General features: G+C 73.7%; 15 protein-coding genes. 7 read left to right on the top strand and 8 right to left on the bottom strand.

Annotated features, from left to right (window positions below; all coding sequences use genetic code 11):
* Positions 1-25: 25 nt before the first annotated feature.
* The 5 genes from AS857_RS02215 to AS857_RS02195 form a co-directional block, all read right to left on the bottom strand.
* Positions 26-1,171, bottom strand: a complete 1,146-nt coding sequence (locus AS857_RS02215; protein ID WP_058041393.1) for a glycosyltransferase family 4 protein — start codon at positions 1,169-1,171, stop codon at positions 26-28.
* Positions 1,066-2,586: a lipopolysaccharide biosynthesis protein gene (locus AS857_RS39400; RefSeq protein WP_058041392.1), complete on the bottom strand. Its 1,521-nt coding sequence runs from the start codon at positions 2,584-2,586 to the stop codon at positions 1,066-1,068. The genes AS857_RS02215 and AS857_RS39400 overlap by 106 nt, the downstream gene beginning before the upstream one ends.
* Positions 2,587-2,588: 2 nt before the next feature.
* Positions 2,589-5,579 (bottom strand): glycosyltransferase family 4 protein, encoded by a 2,991-nt coding sequence (locus AS857_RS02205; protein WP_058041391.1) that lies wholly within the window; start codon positions 5,577-5,579, stop codon positions 2,589-2,591.
* Positions 5,576-6,436: a glycosyltransferase gene (locus AS857_RS02200; protein WP_079110000.1), complete on the bottom strand. Its 861-nt coding sequence runs from the start codon at positions 6,434-6,436 to the stop codon at positions 5,576-5,578. Before AS857_RS02200 ends, AS857_RS02205 begins: the two co-directional genes overlap by 4 nt.
* A gap of 92 nt (positions 6,437-6,528) precedes the next feature.
* Positions 6,529-7,653 carry a hypothetical protein gene (locus AS857_RS02195; protein ID WP_144440697.1) on the bottom strand — a complete coding sequence of 375 codons (1,125 nt, stop codon included), beginning with the start codon at positions 7,651-7,653 and terminating at the stop codon, positions 6,529-6,531.
* A gap of 424 nt (positions 7,654-8,077) precedes the next feature.
* Here AS857_RS02195 and AS857_RS02190 point away from each other — a divergent pair, with 424 nt between their 5' ends.
* Positions 8,078-8,443: a hypothetical protein gene (locus AS857_RS02190; RefSeq protein ID WP_144440696.1), complete on the top strand. Its 366-nt coding sequence runs from the start codon at positions 8,078-8,080 to the stop codon at positions 8,441-8,443.
* 132 nt (positions 8,444-8,575) lie between these two features.
* Here AS857_RS02190 and AS857_RS02185 read toward each other — a convergent pair whose 3' ends face one another.
* Positions 8,576-9,031 carry a DUF4442 domain-containing protein gene (locus AS857_RS02185; protein WP_058041388.1) on the bottom strand — a complete coding sequence of 152 codons (456 nt, stop codon included), beginning with the start codon at positions 9,029-9,031 and terminating at the stop codon, positions 8,576-8,578.
* A gap of 81 nt (positions 9,032-9,112) precedes the next feature.
* On the opposite strand from AS857_RS02185, the gene AS857_RS02180 reads away from it, so the two are divergent.
* Positions 9,113-10,168, top strand: a complete 1,056-nt coding sequence (locus tag AS857_RS02180) for a DUF8017 domain-containing protein (RefSeq protein ID WP_058041387.1) — start codon at positions 9,113-9,115, stop codon at positions 10,166-10,168.
* A gap of 73 nt (positions 10,169-10,241) precedes the next feature.
* Here AS857_RS02180 and AS857_RS02175 read toward each other — a convergent pair whose 3' ends face one another.
* Positions 10,242-11,087, bottom strand: coding sequence for a spermidine synthase (locus tag AS857_RS02175; RefSeq protein ID WP_245699553.1), 846 nt, complete (start codon positions 11,085-11,087; stop codon positions 10,242-10,244).
* Between the two features lie 15 nt (positions 11,088-11,102).
* On the bottom strand, positions 11,103-12,287 hold the full coding sequence (locus tag AS857_RS02170; protein ID WP_058041386.1) for a GTP-binding protein: 1,185 nt from the start codon (positions 12,285-12,287) through the stop codon (positions 11,103-11,105).
* 170 nt (positions 12,288-12,457) lie between these two features.
* Between AS857_RS02170 and AS857_RS02165 the strand changes: the two genes are divergently transcribed.
* The 5 genes from AS857_RS02165 to AS857_RS02145 all read left to right on the top strand — a co-directional run bounded on the left by AS857_RS02165 (position 12,458) and on the right by AS857_RS02145 (position 16,089).
* Positions 12,458-13,165: a TVP38/TMEM64 family protein gene (locus AS857_RS02165; protein ID WP_058041385.1), complete on the top strand. Its 708-nt coding sequence runs from the start codon at positions 12,458-12,460 to the stop codon at positions 13,163-13,165.
* 133 nt (positions 13,166-13,298) lie between these two features.
* Positions 13,299-13,619, top strand: a complete 321-nt coding sequence (locus AS857_RS02160) for a hypothetical protein (protein WP_058041384.1) — start codon at positions 13,299-13,301, stop codon at positions 13,617-13,619.
* Positions 13,620-13,769: 150 nt separating this feature from the next.
* The gene (locus tag AS857_RS02155; RefSeq protein ID WP_058042051.1) at positions 13,770-14,642 is read left to right on the top strand and encodes an undecaprenyl-diphosphate phosphatase; all 873 of its coding nucleotides are present in this window, start codon (positions 13,770-13,772) and stop codon (positions 14,640-14,642) included.
* 181 nt (positions 14,643-14,823) lie between these two features.
* The gene (locus AS857_RS02150; RefSeq protein ID WP_058041383.1) at positions 14,824-15,414 is read left to right on the top strand and encodes a hypothetical protein; all 591 of its coding nucleotides are present in this window, start codon (positions 14,824-14,826) and stop codon (positions 15,412-15,414) included.
* A gap of 147 nt (positions 15,415-15,561) precedes the next feature.
* A complete protein-coding gene (locus AS857_RS02145; protein ID WP_058041382.1) occupies positions 15,562-16,089 on the top strand; it encodes a DUF4352 domain-containing protein in 528 nt (175 codons plus the stop codon).
* Positions 16,090-16,476 lie beyond the last annotated feature (387 nt).

The raw sequence follows: 16,476 nt of genomic DNA, 5'->3' as shown, positions 1-16,476 counted from the left end.
TTTCTTGGTGTCTCTCGGTGAGCGGTCACCCGTCGGCGACGGGTGCCTCGTGCAGGAGCCGGACGCCCGGGGTCACCCGGTGGTAGGCCGCGAGCTGCGCGGCGGCGATCCGGTCCCAGTCCAGGTGGGCCACCGTCGGCGGCCCCTTCGCGCCCAGCGCCGCGCAGCGGGCCGGGTCGCGGGTGAGCGCGGCCAGGGCGGCCGCGTAGGCGTGGAGGTCGCCGGGCGGGACGCGTACGCCCACGTCGTCGGTGACCAGGTCGCGCAGGCGGGGGATGTCGAAGGCCAGCACGGGGGTGCCGGTGGCCAGGGCCTCGGCAGCGACCATGCCGAAGGTCTCGTGGCGGCTGGGCACGCAGGCCAGGCGGGCCGAGGCCAGCAGGTCGAACCGGGCCGGGCCGTCGACGCGGCCCAGCCACCGGACGCGGTCGGCGATGCCCAGCTCGGCGGCCAGGGCGCGGGCGGCACCGGCGTGGGGGCCGTCGCCGGCGATGTGCAGGCCGGCCGTGGTGTGCGGGGCTGCCAGCGCGTAGGCGCGCAGCAGCAGATCCAGCCCCTTCGACGTCGTCTCCAGGCGGCCGAGGTAGAGCACGTGGTCGCCCCGCTCGGCGCGCGGCCGGGTGAACGCGGCCCGGTCGACGCCGTTGGGGATCACCTCCACGTGCGCGTCCGGGTTGCGCCGGCCCAGCTCCGCGCCGAGGTCGTCGCTGACCGCGAGCAGCGTGGTGTGCGAGGCGAGCCCGCGCCGCTCGACGGCGCCGAACGGCAGGTGGAACTCGCGGGCCTTGTCCGCCGCGAAGAGCCACTGCACCAGCCCGACGACCGGCCTGCGGGTCAGGTGCGGGACGCAGACGGACGAGAACGGGGCGGCGAAGTCCTCCACCACGACGTCCGGGTCGTACCGGCGTGTCAGCCGCCCCAGCCGGGTGACGACGACGGCGAAGTAGGCGATCTGGGAGGCGAAGCGGCTGCGGGCCAGCGGTCCCGGGTGCGCGGGCAGGGGTACGTACCGGACGCCGTCGCGGACGGTCTCCGTGGCGCCGGGCCAGGGCGCGACGACGACGGTCACCTCGACGCCGCGCGCGGCCAGCCGCCGGTCGACCTCGTGCGTACGGACCGAGCCGCCACCGGCGCCGGGCCGCCGGGGGTCCTCGAAGCCCAGGTGGAGCACGCGGTACGGGCCGGGTCGGCGGGGATGGGTGCGAACCGACAGGCCCGCAGCGCCCAGCACCACGGCCACCGCGAGCGCCCACAGCGCGGGGTACGGCCGCAGGGCGAGCAGCACGCAGCAGGCCACGGCACCCGGCGCCGCGCGCGCCCCACGGTCACCACCGCGGCGGCGCAGGTCACGGCGGCCGAGCACCAGGCCAGGGCCGGCGGGCGGGCGGCGGTGAGCGCGTAGCCGACGCCTCCCGCCAGGCAGGCGAGACCCAGCGGCACGACGACCCGCCGGGCCGGGCCCCAGGCCTGGAACACCACGCTCGCCAAGGCGGTCGTGGCGCCCGCGAACCCGGCCAGGGCGAGCGGGAGCAGGAGCGCGTCCGAGGCGGTGTACTGCCGGGGCAGGACGAGCCCGGTCAGCGCGCCGGGACAGGTGGCGATGGTGACGGTGACGGTGACGCCGGTGATCCAGTGCAGCCGCAGCGCGGTACGGAAGCGCTCACCCGCCGCGGGGGACGGCCCCGACGCCAGGCGGGGGAAGACGACGGTGGCCAGTGCGGCCGACAGGAAGAGCGGGACCCGGGCGAGGACGAGCAGGGCCTGGTACGGCGCCAGGTCGGCCGATCCGCCCCGCACCGCCACGGCGACCAGCACGTCCAGCGTGAACAGCACGCACGTGAGGACCTGGATGCCGCCGACGGCGGCGGCCCGCCGCCACCACTCCGTACGGCCTTCGGGAACTCCCGGAACTTCGGAAGCCCGGTGGCCCGGCTCCGTCCCGGCCTGCCCGCGCACCGCCCGCTCCCCGCGCAGGGCGACGAGCCCGGCGGCGGCCGTGACCCCCGCACCGGCGGCGAAGGCGCCGATGGCGCCCGCGCTGCCCCACCCGGCCGCGACGGCCCCGACGGTGGCGGCGATACGGACGGCCACCTCGGCGACCCGCAGCGCGGCCAGCCCGGCGAAGCGCTCGCGGCCCTGCAGATAACCGGCCCCCACCGAGTTGAGCCAGAGCATCAGGCACGCCGCCGCCAGCCCGGCGAGCGGGCCCGGCCCGGCGTACGAGGCGACGGCCCCGCACGACGCGGCGGCGGTCAGGAAGGCCAGGCCGAGCGCCAGCCACAGGCAGGTGCGCGCCGACATGCGCAGCCGTGCGCTGCCCGGGGCACTGGCGGCGACCTCGCGGGCCAAGACCCAGGGCACAGTGGCGCCGGCGAGGGTGCCCACGCTGAGCAGGACCGAGGAGACGGCGGCGTAGACGGTGAAGTCGGGCGCGGGCAGACGGTGGACGAGGAACAGGGAGAGCCCGTAGTTGCCGATGCCGACGAGCACGGCGGAGAGCGCGAGGGGCAGGGCCCCGTGGATCGTGCCCTTCTCCGGGTTCTCCTGTGCCGGGGTCGCTGCGGGAGCGGCGGTCGTCGTCACCATCGTCAGCCCGCCTTTCCGGAGCCGGCGACCAGCGCCCGTACGTCGTACACTCGCAGCGCCCCGACGGTCGTCCCGCGCTCGCTGTGGACGAGCCGGGCCTCGCGCTCCAGCACGCCGGGAAGCTCGCGGCCGATCCGCGCGTACCCCTGCTGCACCAGCTCGGTGGACAGCACGAGGTAGTCGACGCGGTCGCGCCTGAGGTCGGCCGTGGTCCGCCAGTCGGCGAGCCGGGCGCCGGGCAGGACGAAGGACGCGCCCTCGTCGGTGGCCGCGACGACGCTGCCCTCGGGCAGGTGCGCACGGGACCAGGCCAGGGTCCGCCGGAGGGCGTCGTCGTGGCGGGTGTGGACGCGCGCCCAGACGACGGCGTTGAGTGCGAGGGCGAGCCCGGTGAGCACGACGAGCGCCCTGGCCGCCGTGGCCCTGTCCCGGAGGAGGACGTCGGCCGCGAGGGCGAGGGCGGCCGTGCTGGTGACGACCAGCGGGTAGAACATCTGCTCCTCGAGGGTGCCCAGCGCCATGGCGTAGAGCAGGTGCAGCAGCGTGCACGCCGCCCATGCCGTGATCAGGCTCCGCCCCGGGCTGTCGGCGAACATCCCGGGGCGCCGTGCGCGGGACCACAGCAGCCACGCGGTGGCGGCGGTGCCGAGGGCGATCAGCGCGTAGGGGACGGCGAACTGGCCGAGCTGGACGAGCAGCCGGTCGGTGAACGCGACCGAGCCGTCACCGCTGTTGAAGCCGCTGATCTGCTTGATGCCGAGGGCGCGGGCGATGCCGTCGGTCTTCTGCGCCCACCAGGCCGCCCAGTTGCCCGTGGCAGCCGTCGTCACGACGTACACCGCGTAGCCGGCAGCGGTGACGGCGGCGGCCGTCAGCCGCATCCGCCGGACCTCGCCGCGGGCCGCCAGGCCCAGGACGGTCACGGGCAGGAACGTGCCCAGCGCGTAGGGCTCCTTGGTGGTCACGGCGAGCGCGAACAGCAGCCCCGCGCCCACGCCGGCGGCGGCCCGGCGGCGTGGGGTGACCGGGGTGCGGGCGAGCACCAGCATGCCGAGCGCGGCGGCGGCCGTGGCCTGGGCCTCCAGCATGACGCGGCTGTCGAAGCGGTTCAGGAACGGGTCCAGTGCGAGGAGCAGCCCGGCGAGCAGGGCCGGCGGGGTCCGGACGGCGCGGCGCAGCAGCGCGGTGACGGCGGCGACGGTCAGCGCGCCGGTGACGGCGACGACCGGCCGCAGGTCCAGCACCTGGTGCAGCAGGTCGCCGGACGCCTGGCCGGTGAGGCGCATGAAGGCGGCCAGCAGCGCGAAGAGGGCGGGCGGGTGGAGAGCGAAGAACCGGCCGTCGAAGACGGGTCCCTGGCCGTCGGCGAGGTGCCGGCTGATGGCGGTGTAGTAGAGCTCGTCGACGAAGACGTCGTAGGAACGGCCGGTGAAGGCCAGCCGCAGGGCGAGTGCGAGGGCGAAGAGGGCGATGAGGGCGCCGGGGCCGGCGGCCCGGGTGGCGGCGCGGCGGCGGCCCGTGTCATGCCGCCGCGCCCGGGCAGGGGGGTGGGCCTGCCAGCCGAGGATGTCGCTGTGCCGGGCGAGGCGGACGGACACCCGCTCGTCGCCGGTGTCGACGCCGATGCGGGCCAGGACGGTCTCGGCGTCCCGTTCGTCGGCACCGAGCAGGAGCAGTCCGGGGCGGGGGCCGGTGAGGTCGATGAGGTCGGTCGCGCGCAGGGCGGCGAGATCGGCGCGTTCGAGGACGTCGGCCGGGGCGCTGACGAGGGTGCAGGCGTCGGTGACGGTGCGCCGCTCGGCGGGCCTCCCCCGGCCGGTGCGGCGCAGCCGGCCGTCCTCGGCGGTGAGCGCCGCGAGCAGGTGGGAGGCGGTGGCCGTCCAGCTGAACCTGGCCGCCCACTCCCGGCACTCGGCCTCCCAGCGAGCGGCGTCCTGCGGCGACTCGACGGCGCGCAGGGCCTTGGCGAGGCCGGAGGCGAGATCGTCGTCAGGGCCCAACAGCCAGCCGGTGACGTCGTGGCGGATCGTGTCGCGTAACCCCGGGACGTCGTAGGCGAGCGCCGGCACCCCGGCCGCCGCAGCCTCCATCACCGACAGGCCCCAGCCCTCGGCGAGGGAGGCGGTGGCGGTGATCCACGCGGAGTCGACGAGGGCGTCCCGCTCCTCCTGCGGCACGCGGCCGTGCAGGGTGACGCAGTGGCCGACGCCGAGCTCGTCCACGAGCACGCGCAGCTGATCGCGTGCCTCGCCGTCGCCGACGACGTGCAGTTCCGCGTCCGGCAGTTCGCGGCGGAGCTCGGGCATGGCGCGGACGAGCCGGTCGACGCGCTTCTGCGTGACGAGCCTGCCGACGCAGACGATGCGCGGTGCAGCGGCCCGCTTCCGGGGGTAGCCCGCGGTTGGCACCGCATCGAGGCCGGCGGGCGCGAAGTGGACCGGGCCGCGCACGGCGAGCCACCGGCGGATCTCCGCCCGGGTGGAGGGCGATACGGCGCACACCGCGCGCCGCCCGTACACCAGGCCGCTGCCCCGCCCCTCCAGCCAGCGGCCGAGGCCGGCGACCGGGCGCGGGAACCACAGGGCGAACTGCCCTTGGTGGACGTGGTGGATGAGCAGGGCGACGGGAGTGCGGCGGCGGAGCGCCAGCGGGGTGAAGAAGGGGATGCCGTTCTGCGAGTCGATCACCCCGGCCACGGAGCGGCGGTGGCACAGCAGCCACAGCAGGACGAACGCGTAGACGGTGAACCGGCCGCCACCGCGCACGACGCTGCCGAAACCGGTGTCCTCACGGCGGGCCGTGCCCCGGGGACGGGAGGTCAGGTAGGTGACGCGTACGCCCGCGTCATGGAGCCGGCGTGCGACTTCCTCGCAGTACAGCTCGGCACCGCCCGCCTGGGGGTGGCGGCTGTCGCGCCAGTTGCAGACGACGACGTGACGGCCCTGCCAGTCCCGGGTGGCGGGGAGGGCGGCCCGTAAGTCCGTCGGGGTCATCCCGCCTCCCCGATGGCACGGGCGGAGGGGGCGGAGGGGGCGTGGTGCACGACCCGGGGCGGGAGCCGGTGCATGGTCCGGTGCAGCCGCCACAGTTCCCCGGCCACACGGCGCCCGTCGGTGAACGGACGGAAACTGGAGCCTTCCTGGTCGCTCCACACGACCGGGAACTCGGTCAGGCTCAGCCCGAGGGCCCGGGCCCGCGCGATGACCTCCAGGTCGAAGGCGAAGCCGGTGGTGGTGACGTCGGCGAAGACCCGCCGCGCGGCCCCCGCCTCGAAGAACTTGAACCCGCACTGGGTGTCCTTGACCGGCCCCGAGAACCGCCGCGTCGCCAGCCGGAACCCGGCCCCGCCGAGCCGCCGCAGGGCGGGCTGACGGACCGGGATGCGCGCACCTGTGCAGCGGCGCGAGCCGATGACGACCTGCCAGCCGTCCCGCAGGAGGGCGACCGCGTCGTCGATCGCAGTGGCCGGGGTGGCGAGGTCGGCATCGCAGAAGCCGACCCAGCGGGCACTTGTGCTGACCATCCCCCGGGACACCGCGGCCCCTTTGCCACGGCGGGAACACCCGGTGACGGTGATGGGGATGCCGGAGGCGGCGAGCCGGTCCACGCATTCGGCCGTCCGGTCGCTGCTGCCGTTGTCGACGACACGCAGCGCGGCGGTCAGGGGCATGCCGCGCAAGTGGTCGGCGAGGGCGAGCACCGTGGGGGCCAGGCGCTGCTCCTCGTTGTAGGCGGGGATGACGAGTTCGAGGTCGCAGGCGGTGGCGACCGGCGTGGGGCCGGTCCCGGGTAAGGGGACGTGGGCGGAGTCCTCGCCCGGTGCGGGTGCGGCCGTCTGGGGGCTGTTCATGGGTGGGGCGTCTCCTTGTGCGAGGGCGTGCGGGCGCGCGGGAGCCGGTGGCCCGCCTTCATGGACGGCGGGCCACCGCCCCTGCCATGCGGCTACGGGGTGGCGCCGAGCCGGACGTGGGCGAGCAGCATGCCGGAGCTGCCGTCGGGGTTGGCGTCGAGCTCCTTGTCGAAGCCGGACCGTCCGGGGTTGGCGAACCGCACGGTCACGGCGGTGATGCCCTGGGGCACCCGGAAGGGCAGCCGGCGCTCGCGCCAGCCGGGGTCGTTGAGCTTCTTGCCGGAGTCGTGGGAGGCCGCGGCGCCCTTGCCGGTGTAGTACTGGACGTAGTCGTCCCAGACCAGGACGGTCTCGGCGCCCGGCTTCCCGTACCGCACCTCCGCCCGCAGGTAGGTGGGCCGGTGGTACGGGGCTTCGGGGTTCGGCAGGACGTGGTAGCCGGTGTGGAAGGCGAGCTCGTACGAGGCGCCGGGGGTGACCTGGACGGTCTGCTCGATGAAGCCGCAGGTGTTGTCGCCGTTGATGTCGACGACGTTCTCCCCCTTGTCGAAGGGGGGTTGGGCGTCGGCCGGGAGGTGTCCGTCGGCGTCACCGTTGATCAGGTCGACGAGCCTGCCGGGCTCGCCGGTCTTGGAGACCTCCCAGACCCCCCTGCCCTTGTACTGGCCGACGGTCCAGGCGTCGAGCTGCCGGGCGTCCCGCCCGTAGAGGACTCCTCCGAGGGCCTGCCAGTCCTTGCCGGGCTTGAACCGGACGTCGGTGAACCCACCGTTCCTCATCAGGTTCTCCGGCTCGGGCGTGGGCCCGGGTGCGCCCACCTGAATGCGCAGCGGCGCCGTGGCGGTACCGATCCCCATCCGCCCCCACAACAGGTCCTCGGGGGCTTCGGGCAGCACCTGGACATTGACGGAGTAGTAGCCGTCGGCCTCGTCCGAGTGGTCCCCGAGATGGATGGAGTGGAGGAACTGCAGCCGCCGGCTCACCTTGTCGTAAGGGTGCTGCCGGAGCTCCTCCCGCGGCTTCTTCGGCGGGTGGTAGTAAACCTTTCCGCCCTCGGGGAACGTCACCCCCTCCGGGAACTCGACCCAGAGCATTTCCTCCTGGCCGCTGATCGGTGAACTGTCCGGCGTCAGCCGGAGGTCTATCGCGAAGAACTCCTGCTGCCCGCGGGCCAGGCGCGTCGGCACAGGAAGTCCCTGAGCAATGACGAAGGGCATGGATCCCACCTCTCACTTGTCCGTTCGAGCCGAGGAAGAGATTACCGACGGGCGGATAAAGAAATGCAAAACGGAGTCGTCCGCTTCGGTATATGTCGCGCACATCGAGCCAGCGGATCAGCCCGATCCCGAGCTTTACGATCTAGAGAAACCGAGTCCGGATACTGGTGCGGCAGGCCCGGCGTCAAGGGCGCCCCGACCATACATAAACACTTGTAAACGTCCTGAGCGGGAACCGGCTCAAACATGCCGCCAATACGGTTGAATCGTCACCGAAACGGCTCGCTGACCAAAATTCGGCGCCCGCTCGACATCAACTGGCAGCCACGCTTCCCGGCGTGCTATCAATGACCCCGCAAGCCCCCCTCGCCGAAATCACCGGCGCAGCGGGCAACCTTTCCCGAATTCCATCGGAGGCAAAGGCATGGCACTGGCATTCAAGTCCCATGAATTCCCGTTCCGCATCTCCCCAAGTTCGGATGTGGTGACGGATTCGTACGACATCGAATTCCCGAGCCCCATCCGGGAGGACGACGACGGCTATGTCGTCCGGGCAGCGCTCCAGTCGTTCAAGTTCGAGAGCTTCGTGAACGGCAGCACGGAGGACTGGGAAGTCGGCGGCGAGTCCGTCGCGCTCGAGGTGATACCGAAGGGCCGCCGCAGGGTCACGGTCACCGTGCACGCCAACATGCGCCCGCGTGAAGCCGTCGCGAAGACGAACCCGGCCTTCCAGTTCCGCGCGACCGTCAACGTGCTGGTGATCGCCGACCTCACCGGGTCCAGTTCGTGACCGAGCCCCGTAAGGGCTGACCACCGAACGGCCACCGCTCCCACGAAGCGATGACCGAAGCCGCAAACAGACGAAGGCCCCACCCGTAAACCGGGTGGGGCCTTCTCGCCGTGCAGTCGGGCTCAGCAGCCGCTACGCGTTGGGCCGCAGCGTCCAGACGACCGTCATCTCGCCCGTGACGTCGCCACCCTCACGGGTGATCGCGATGTGGACGGGGAACTCCGGCCGGCCGCCCGCGTCCAGCTCGGCGACGACCTCGGCGGCCGGGCGGCCGAGCTCGGCGGTGGCGGTGACGGGGCCCATCGCGAGCTTCTTGTAGCCGATCTCGGCGCGGACGGCCAGCGGCACGGCGCGCGAGAGCTGGTCGCCGAACGCGGCCAGGACGATCGCGCCGCTCGCGGACTCGGCCAGGGTGAACATGGCGCCGGCGTGCGGGCCCCCGACGTGGTTGTGGTAGTCGGGCTGGTCGGGGAGGCGGACGACGGCGCGCTCGGCATTGGCCTCCTCGAAGACGAGGTTGAGCGTCTTGGCCATGGGCACGGTGGCCAGGAGCATGTCGCCGATCGACGGCTGGGTGGTCTCAGACATGCCCGAAAGTTACCAGTCGGTAGCAACGGCGGGAAGGGGTGCCCTCACCGAGGTCATCTTCTGCCTCTATGGTTATCGGCCATGTGGCCAGGACAGCAGCCGCCCGGGGGCGAGCAGAACCCGCAGGATTCGAATCCGTACAAGACGCCGGTGCCGCCGCCGGGGCCGCCGTCCGGCGCCCAGCCGGGCTACCCGCAGCCCAACCCGTACCAGCAGCCGGGAGCCCAGCAGCCGAATCCGTACCAGCAGCAGCCCGCGGGCGCGCAGCACCCCACCCCGCCCGCCGGGCAGCAGTGGCACACGCCGGCCCCGCCCGGGGCCCCGGAGCCGCCGCGGGACAACCGCAAGCGCACCACCGTGATCGCGGTCACCGCGGCGATCGCCGTCGTGGCCGCCGCCGTGATCACCGGTGTCGTCGTCCTGAAGGACGACGACAAGGAGAACGTGGCGAAGAACGACCCGACGCCGGCGCCCTCGGCGTCCTCGTCGTCGGCTGCGCCGTCCCCGTCCCAGGGCGCCAGTGAGGAGCCCGCCGACAACCCGCGGGCGAACGTCGAGGTCAAGCCCGTGATCAACGGCTGGAAGGTCGTCACCAACAGCAAGCGGCACGTCGTCTTCGACGTGCCGCCGGAGTGGAAGGTCGCTTCTCCGGGAACGAGCATCGGCTTCCAGGACGAGGACGACAAGTCCTTCCCGCCCAATGGCAAGGGCATCAGCATGACCGGAACGGCCCAGTTCAACGAGGACCGGTGCGAGAAGAACGCCACCCCGGTCTCCGCCGGCACCAAGGGTGCCCAGGGCGCCAAGAGCGAGGCCGACGCCGCCGAGAACGAGGCGCTGAACTGGCTCTTCTGGGGCTTCGACCAGAAGAAGACCGGCAAGTTCAACTACTCCAAGGGCAAGGAGTTCAAGAGCGACCACGGCCTGACCGGCACCTCCGCCTCGGCGACGGTCACGGGAGTCGCGAAGAAGCACCACTGCGCCACCAGCGCCAAGTCCGTGACCGTGACGTACAAGGACGTCAACGGCGACCTGGCCACGTGGTGCCTCTACAGCGCCACGGGCACCGAGGACGAGGTGCCCGACGACGTCATCAAGAAGATCATGAGCTCCCTCAGGCCCCTCAAGAGCTCCTGATCACCGAGGGTCTCCCCGGCCCCGCGGGACCGCGGCACCCGCGGGCACCCGCAGGCACCCGCAGGCACCCGCGTCAGCCCACGCTGAACGCCCCGCCCGGCGGCTCGGGGGACCCCACGGCGTCCGCGTCGTCGACCGGCTGCGCGCCGGCCGCGAACCGCTCCAGCGCCTCCCCGTGCTCGACCCGGGCCGGGAAGGCGTCCCCCGCGGCGCGGCGGGCGAGTGCGGCGACCGGGAGTTCGGTGTGCGAGGCGACGAGGACCGCGTTGCCGAAGCGCCGGCCGCGCAGCATCGACGGTTCCGCGATCAGGCACACGTGGGCGAAGACGGCCCGGAACGTGGCCACCTGTGAGCGCAGGAAGGTGAAGGGCGCGCCGTCGGCGAGGTTCGCCGCGTAGCGGCCGTGCGGCCGCAGCACCCGGGCGGCGGCGCGCGCGTAGGCGAGCGAGGTGAGGTGGGCCGGCACCCGCGAGCCGCCGAAGACGTCGGCGACGATCACGTCGGCCGAGGCGTCCGCGGCGGCCTCCAGCTCGCTGCGCGCGTCACCGGCGATCATCTCGACGCCCGAGCCGGGCCGCAGCGGCAGGTGCTCGGCGACCATCGCGAGCAGGCCGCGGTCGGCCTCGACGACGCGCTGCCGCGAGCCCGGGCGGGTGGCGGCGACGTAGCGGGGCAGGGTCAGCGCCCCGCCGCCGAGGTGCAGCACGTCGAGGGCCCGGTGCGGCTCCGCGGCGGCGTCGAGGACATGGGCGATCCGCTGGGCGTACTCGAATTCGAGGTGGGTGGGGTCGTCCAGGTCGACGTACGACTGGGGCGCGCCGTTCACCGTGAGCAGCCAGGCCCGCTGCCGGTCCACGTCGGGCATCAGCTTGGCGGTGCCCCAGTCCACGTCCCGCGTGACGGGTATCGGTTCTTCCACTCCCCTATTGTGCGTTCACGGCATCGCGGGGGAGACCGTTCCGGTGCCGACCGTCCGGCCTCCTTCGCGGATGACGACGGCGAGGCCGGCCTCCAGGGGCACGTCCCGGTCGAGGACGACCGACATGGTGACGGTCTCGCCGGGCAGCGCGACGCCGGGCCCGCCGAGGATCACGGTGCCGGGCACGTCGGCCGTGCGGAGGTGGAACTGCGGCCGGTATCCGGAGAACAGGGGGGTGTGCCGGCCGCCCTCGTCCGCCCGCAGCAGGCGCACGTCCGCGGTGAAGCGGCGCCGCGGCACGACGCTGCCGGGCGCCGCGACGGTGTCGCCCCGGTGCGCGTGCTGGCGGTGCAGCCCGCGCAGCAGCAGGGAGACGCGGTCTCCCGCCCGGGCGTCCGGCAGCGGACGGCCGAAGGCCTCCAGCCCGGTGACGTGGGTGTCGTGGGGGCCCTCGTGCCCCAGGAGCTGGACGTGGTCGCGGAACCGGACGGTGCCGCGCTCGATGACGCCGGTGACGGCTGTGCCGCGCGCGGGCAGGGTGAGGACCTTGTCGACGGAGAGCAGGAAGGGCGCGTCCGTGTAGCGCAGGGGCGTCGGCACGTAGGTGTCGACGGCGTCGAGGAGCGCCTCGATCGTGGCGGTCCAGCGCGGGTCGCCCTGCAGCGCGCGCAGCGCCGAGACGCGGACGAAGGCGGTGTGCTCGCCGTCGTAGCCGTGGGCGGTGAGCAGGGCGCGCACGTCCTGCTCGACCAGGTCGGTGAGCTCCGGCCCGGCCGCGTCCGCCTTGGTGAGGGCGACGACGAGGTGGCGCACGCCCGCCCGGCGGGCGAGCAGCAGGTCCCCGGAGGCCTGCGCCGCGGGCCCGTCGACGGCGGAGACGACGAGGACGGCGCCGTCGAGCCGGGCCGTGCCCGCGAGCAGGTTCTTGGTGAAGCGGGGCCGGCCGGGCGGGTCGGTGTGGGCGTAGTGGCGGGTGCCGGTCTCGTAGGCGACGTGGACGCAGGCGACGGTGGCGCGGGGCGCGCGCTCCTCCGGGCCGCGGCCGAGGCCGGCGGGCGGGTCGGCGAGGGCCCGGGTGCGGGTGCCGAGGACGTGGGTGACGGCGGCGGTGAGCGTCGTCTTGCCGTGGCCGGCGGGGCCGAGGGTGGCGATGTTGACGTGCGGTTTGTGGCGCGGATGGCCGGATGCTGGCCGGTTCATGCGCTCGATGCTCGCGCACGGTGTGCGGGGCGTCGAACGGTTTTCCCCGGCCACGGCCGGTGGGCGCACGGAAGGCGTTCGAGTGAACGTACGAGGAAGGAGTGTTCTGGCGCCGCCCCGTCTTTCCGGGATGACGACCTCTTTATATCCCTGTCGGTTAGGCTCCAGCGATGCCCGAAGCCGCCCCGCCCTCCCCCGGCCCCGCCGAGCTCCGCCCGCATGCCCGGCTGTCCTCGTGGTTCCGCCTGGGCCTGCTCGTGGCGCTGCTGGCCGCCGCCGCGGCCACGGTGCTCGCGCTGCGCCCGGAGCGGATGCTCGCCGAGGGCTGGCCGGAGCTGTCGGGCGGTGCGGCGGTGGTGCTGTTCTCCGTGGCGTACGGGCTGTGCACCGCGGCGTTCGTGCCGCGCCCGATCCTGAACATCGCCGCCGGAGCGCTCTTCGGCGCCCCCACGGGGACGGCGGCCGCGGTGGTGGGCACGGTGCTGGGCTCGGCCGCGTCCTTCGGGCTGGGCCGGCTGCTGGGGCAGGACGCGCTGCGGCCGCTGCTGCGCGGCCGGTGGCTGAAGGCCGCGGACCGGCAGCTGAGCCGGCACGCCTTCCGGTCGATGATGGCGGTCCGGCTCTTCCCCGGCGTGCCCTTCGCCGCCGCGAACTACTGCGCCGCCGTCTCCCGCATGCGCTGGACCCCGTTCCTGCTGGCGACCGCCCTGGGCAGCGCGCCCGCCACGGCCGCCTACGTGATCGCGGGCAGCCACGCCACGGCGCCGACGTCGCCCGCCTTCCTCGGCGCGACGGCGTTCATCGCGGTGACCGGTCTGGCGGCGGTGGTCGTGGCGTGGCGCAAGAAGGGCCTGTCGCGGCGGCTGTCGCGGTCGTAGCGCGGTCATAGCGGGGCCGTTTCCGGCCGTCGGCGGGCGACTTGGGCCCTTCCGCCATCCGGGCGGGCCGGCGCGCGCGGGCCCTGCGGGAGTGCTGTCCTGTCCTGGACACACCCCCGAAAGGAGCCGCCCCGTGATCCCCGTCGAACAGCTCTCCGAACCCGCCGTACGGACGCTGGTGAGCGCCCTCAACGCGGGCGACCGCACCGCCTTCCACGAGTCCCTCGCACCGGGCGCGACGATGGCCGACGACGGCACCGACCGGAACCTCACCCAGTGGGCCGACAGCGAGATCTTCACGTCCGACGGCCACATGGACGTCGAGTCCCAGAGCGACGACGGCCTGGCCCTCGTCGCCCGCTACCGCAACAACACCTGGGGCGAGATGCGCACCAAGTGGTACTTCACCGTCGACGGCGGGAAGGTCACCCGCTTCGAGACGGGGCAGGCCTGACGCTCCGTCTGCATCCGTCGTCCGCTGCGGCCCTGGGTTAAGGAACCGTTCACCCGTACGACTTCGGCGCGCCTTCCATCCTGTGGATGATCGGGCGGCCGGTGCCATCGTGCCGGCCCGGCCGCGACGACTTGGATGGCACAGGCCCACATGTCTTGGTTCGAATCGTTCGTCCTCGGGCTCGTCCAGGGACTGACCGAGTTCCTCCCGGTCTCCTCCAGCGCCCACCTGCGGCTGACGGCCGCGTTCGCGGACTGGCCGGACCCGGGTGCGGCGTTCACCGCGGTCACCCAGATCGGCACGGAGGCCGCCGTGCTCATCTACTTCCGCAAGGACATCGCGCGCATCGTCGGCGCCTGGTTCCGGTCGCTGCACGACCGGCGGGCGCGACGCGATCCCGACGCCCGGACGGGATGGCTGGTCATCATCGGCTCGATCCCCATCGGGGTGCTGGGGCTGGTGCTCAAGGACGCCATCGAGGGACCGTTCCGCGACCTGCGGCTCATAGCCACCACGCTCGTCGTGATGGGCGTGGTGCTCGGGTACGCCGACCGGCTGGCGGCGCGCGACGAGGGCGGCGGGCGGCACCGGGCCGCGAAACGCCGCAAGGAGCTGCGGGACCTGACGGTCCGGGACGGCCTGGTCTTCGGCTTCTGCCAGGCGATGGCGCTGGTGCCCGGCGTGTCCCGGTCGGGCGCGACGATCAGCGGCGGCCTGCTCATCGGCTACACCCGCGAGGCGGCGGCCCGCTACTCCTTCCTGCTCGCCGTCCCGGCGGTGCTCGCCTCCGGCGTCTTCGAGCTGAAGGACGCGGGTGCGGGGCACACCGCCTGGGGGCCGACGATCTTCGCCACGGCCGTTGCGTTCGTGGTGGGTTATGCAGTTATCGCCTGGTTCATGCGTTTCATCTCCACCAGGAGCTTCATGCCTTTTGTCATCTATCGCGTCCTGCTCGGGCTGCTGTTGTTCGTTCTGGTGGCGGCGGGAGTGCTGAGCCCTCACGCCGGGGAGAACCTCGGCTGAGAGCGAGGGTCCGGCTCATCCCTTTTCGGGGCGCCTTATTGGGACGAAGCAGTCCCTCCGCAATACCGGGAAGGTAGCGAGCTGGTCACGATTGATGCAGACGGCGCGTTTGCGGTTGTTACCGAGGGTACGGTTCCCCGGTCCGTTCGTACCTCAAGTAACCCGCACCTCCGGGGGATGTATGCGCACCACAGCCGTCACCGCCTTCTGCCTCGCCGCCGCCCTGTCGCTTGCCGCTTGCAGCAGCGAGACGAAGGCCGAGACCGTGAAGTCAGCCGGCTCGTCGCCCTCCGCCGCGGCCGACGAGCCCGCGGGCGAGCCCCTGCCCATGGGGAAGGGCACCGAGACCGTCGGCGCGGGGGGCGGAGGCAAGCTCGAGATCACGCCCACGAGCGTCGTCTACGCGGCCAGGACCGCGGCCGACAAGCCCACGCGCGGCCTGTTCGCGATCGTCACGGTGAAGGAGCGCCCGATGACGGACGTGGCCGCCGCCGAGACCACGCCGACCGAGAAGGGCGGCTGGCGGTGGATAGCCGCCGACGGCCAGGCCGCCGACAGCGAGGCGAACATCTTCCTGCAGGGCTTCGACTCCGGCGGCCCGATCCGGGCCGGCGCCTCGCAGGTGCGGGCGCGCACCTTCGACATCAGCAACGCCCAGCGCGGCGGCACCCTCACGTACACCGACGGCGAGGGCAAGAGCTTCCGCTGGACGATCCCCGCGCAGGACTCCGGCCCGCAGACCGCCCAGCTCAAGAAGGTCCTGGGCGGCTGACACCGCCGGGCGGACCGCTCCCCCGCCCTCCGGATGCGCACCGCCGCCCCGCGGCGCACGCTAGTGCACATGGGCACGAGACGGCCGCCCCGGGCGGCGCACGTTCGGCCTCGGGGCGCGGTCCGGCCCAGCGCGGGGAGAGCAGCCGTGGCCTTCGCGGCGGCGGCCGCCGTGGCGACGGCGGGCCTGGCCTGCGGAGGCAACGGCAAGGTCGGCACGGGGCAGACGATCACGCTGTCCGGCGGCCCCTCGGCCTCCCCCTCGGCGCGGGTGGCCGCCTTCGGCGACACCTACGCGTACCGCAGCGGCCTGAAGGTGACGGTCACGAAGCCGGAACGGTTCACCCCGTCCGGCACCTCCCTGGGGCACACGGCGGGCAACCAGCCGGTGAAGTTCACGGTCAGCGTCACCAACGGCTCCAAGGATCCGCTCGACACGGCGGGCATCCTGGTGACCCTCGAATCCGGCGACAAGGCCGACCGCGCGGCGCAGATCTTCGACAGCGCGAGCGGCGTCGGCACCCCCTTCACCGGCACCCTGGAGCCGAAGGCGTCGGGCAAGGCGACGCTCGCCTTCGACGTGCCGCAGGAGGGACTCGGCCGCGTGGACGTCGCGGTCCGCCCCGGCTTCGGCCAGGACTTCGCGACCGTCCACTGGGCGGGGCCGGTGAACTGAGAGCGACGGTTCGCGGGCGCGGCGAGCGCGTACCGCTGCGCGGCCCGGCATGGCGGCGCCGCACGCCCCGGCCTGATGCCCGCACAGCCCGGCACCGGTTCCGTCCGGCACGGCTCCCCCACGGCCGCACCCCGCACAACCCGGTACGGGGATCGGCGCTTTCCGGGCCGGGGCGAGGGCCGGGCCGGCGCAAGGGACACGGGGGCCCGGCCCGGCGCGGCGTGAGAGCCCAAGCCGGCGTGAGAGCCCACGCCGGCATGAGAGCCCACGCCCGGGCCCGCGTGAAGGGCGTTCAAGCCCGCGGCGGCGTAACCGGTCCGGCGTCGGCGTCGGCGGCACACCCGGCCGCTCCGCGGCCGTGCCCGCGCGGTTAGGGTGGCGGCGCGG

This window comes from Streptomyces roseifaciens, assembly GCF_001445655.1.
Classification (GTDB): Bacteria; Actinomycetota; Actinomycetes; order Streptomycetales; family Streptomycetaceae; genus Streptomyces; species Streptomyces aureoversilis.
The sequence above is the reverse complement of the archived record's forward strand: the minus strand, read 5'-3'. Positions and strand labels throughout refer to the sequence as shown.

Coding starts and splice junctions, on each gene's coding strand:
- AS857_RS02150 (WP_058041383.1), top strand. CDS start 14,824: ATGCGCACCACAGCCGTCACCGCCTTCTGCCTCGCCGCCGCCCTGTCG.
- AS857_RS02155 (WP_058042051.1), top strand. CDS start 13,770: ATGTCTTGGTTCGAATCGTTCGTCCTCGGGCTCGTCCAGGGACTGACC.
- AS857_RS02190 (WP_144440696.1), top strand. CDS start 8,078: ATGGCACTGGCATTCAAGTCCCATGAATTCCCGTTCCGCATCTCCCCA.
- AS857_RS02185 (WP_058041388.1), bottom strand. CDS start 9,031: ATGTCTGAGACCACCCAGCCGTCGATCGGCGACATGCTCCTGGCCACC.
- AS857_RS02195 (WP_144440697.1), bottom strand. CDS start 7,653: ATGCCCTTCGTCATTGCTCAGGGACTTCCTGTGCCGACGCGCCTGGCC.
- AS857_RS02170 (WP_058041386.1), bottom strand. CDS start 12,287: ATGAACCGGCCAGCATCCGGCCATCCGCGCCACAAACCGCACGTCAAC.
- AS857_RS02180 (WP_058041387.1), top strand. CDS start 9,113: ATGTGGCCAGGACAGCAGCCGCCCGGGGGCGAGCAGAACCCGCAGGAT.
- AS857_RS02165 (WP_058041385.1), top strand. CDS start 12,458: ATGCCCGAAGCCGCCCCGCCCTCCCCCGGCCCCGCCGAGCTCCGCCCG.
- AS857_RS02205 (WP_058041391.1), bottom strand. CDS start 5,579: ATGACCCCGACGGACTTACGGGCCGCCCTCCCCGCCACCCGGGACTGG.
- AS857_RS02200 (WP_079110000.1), bottom strand. CDS start 6,436: ATGAACAGCCCCCAGACGGCCGCACCCGCACCGGGCGAGGACTCCGCC.
- AS857_RS39400 (WP_058041392.1), bottom strand. CDS start 2,586: ATGGTGACGACGACCGCCGCTCCCGCAGCGACCCCGGCACAGGAGAAC.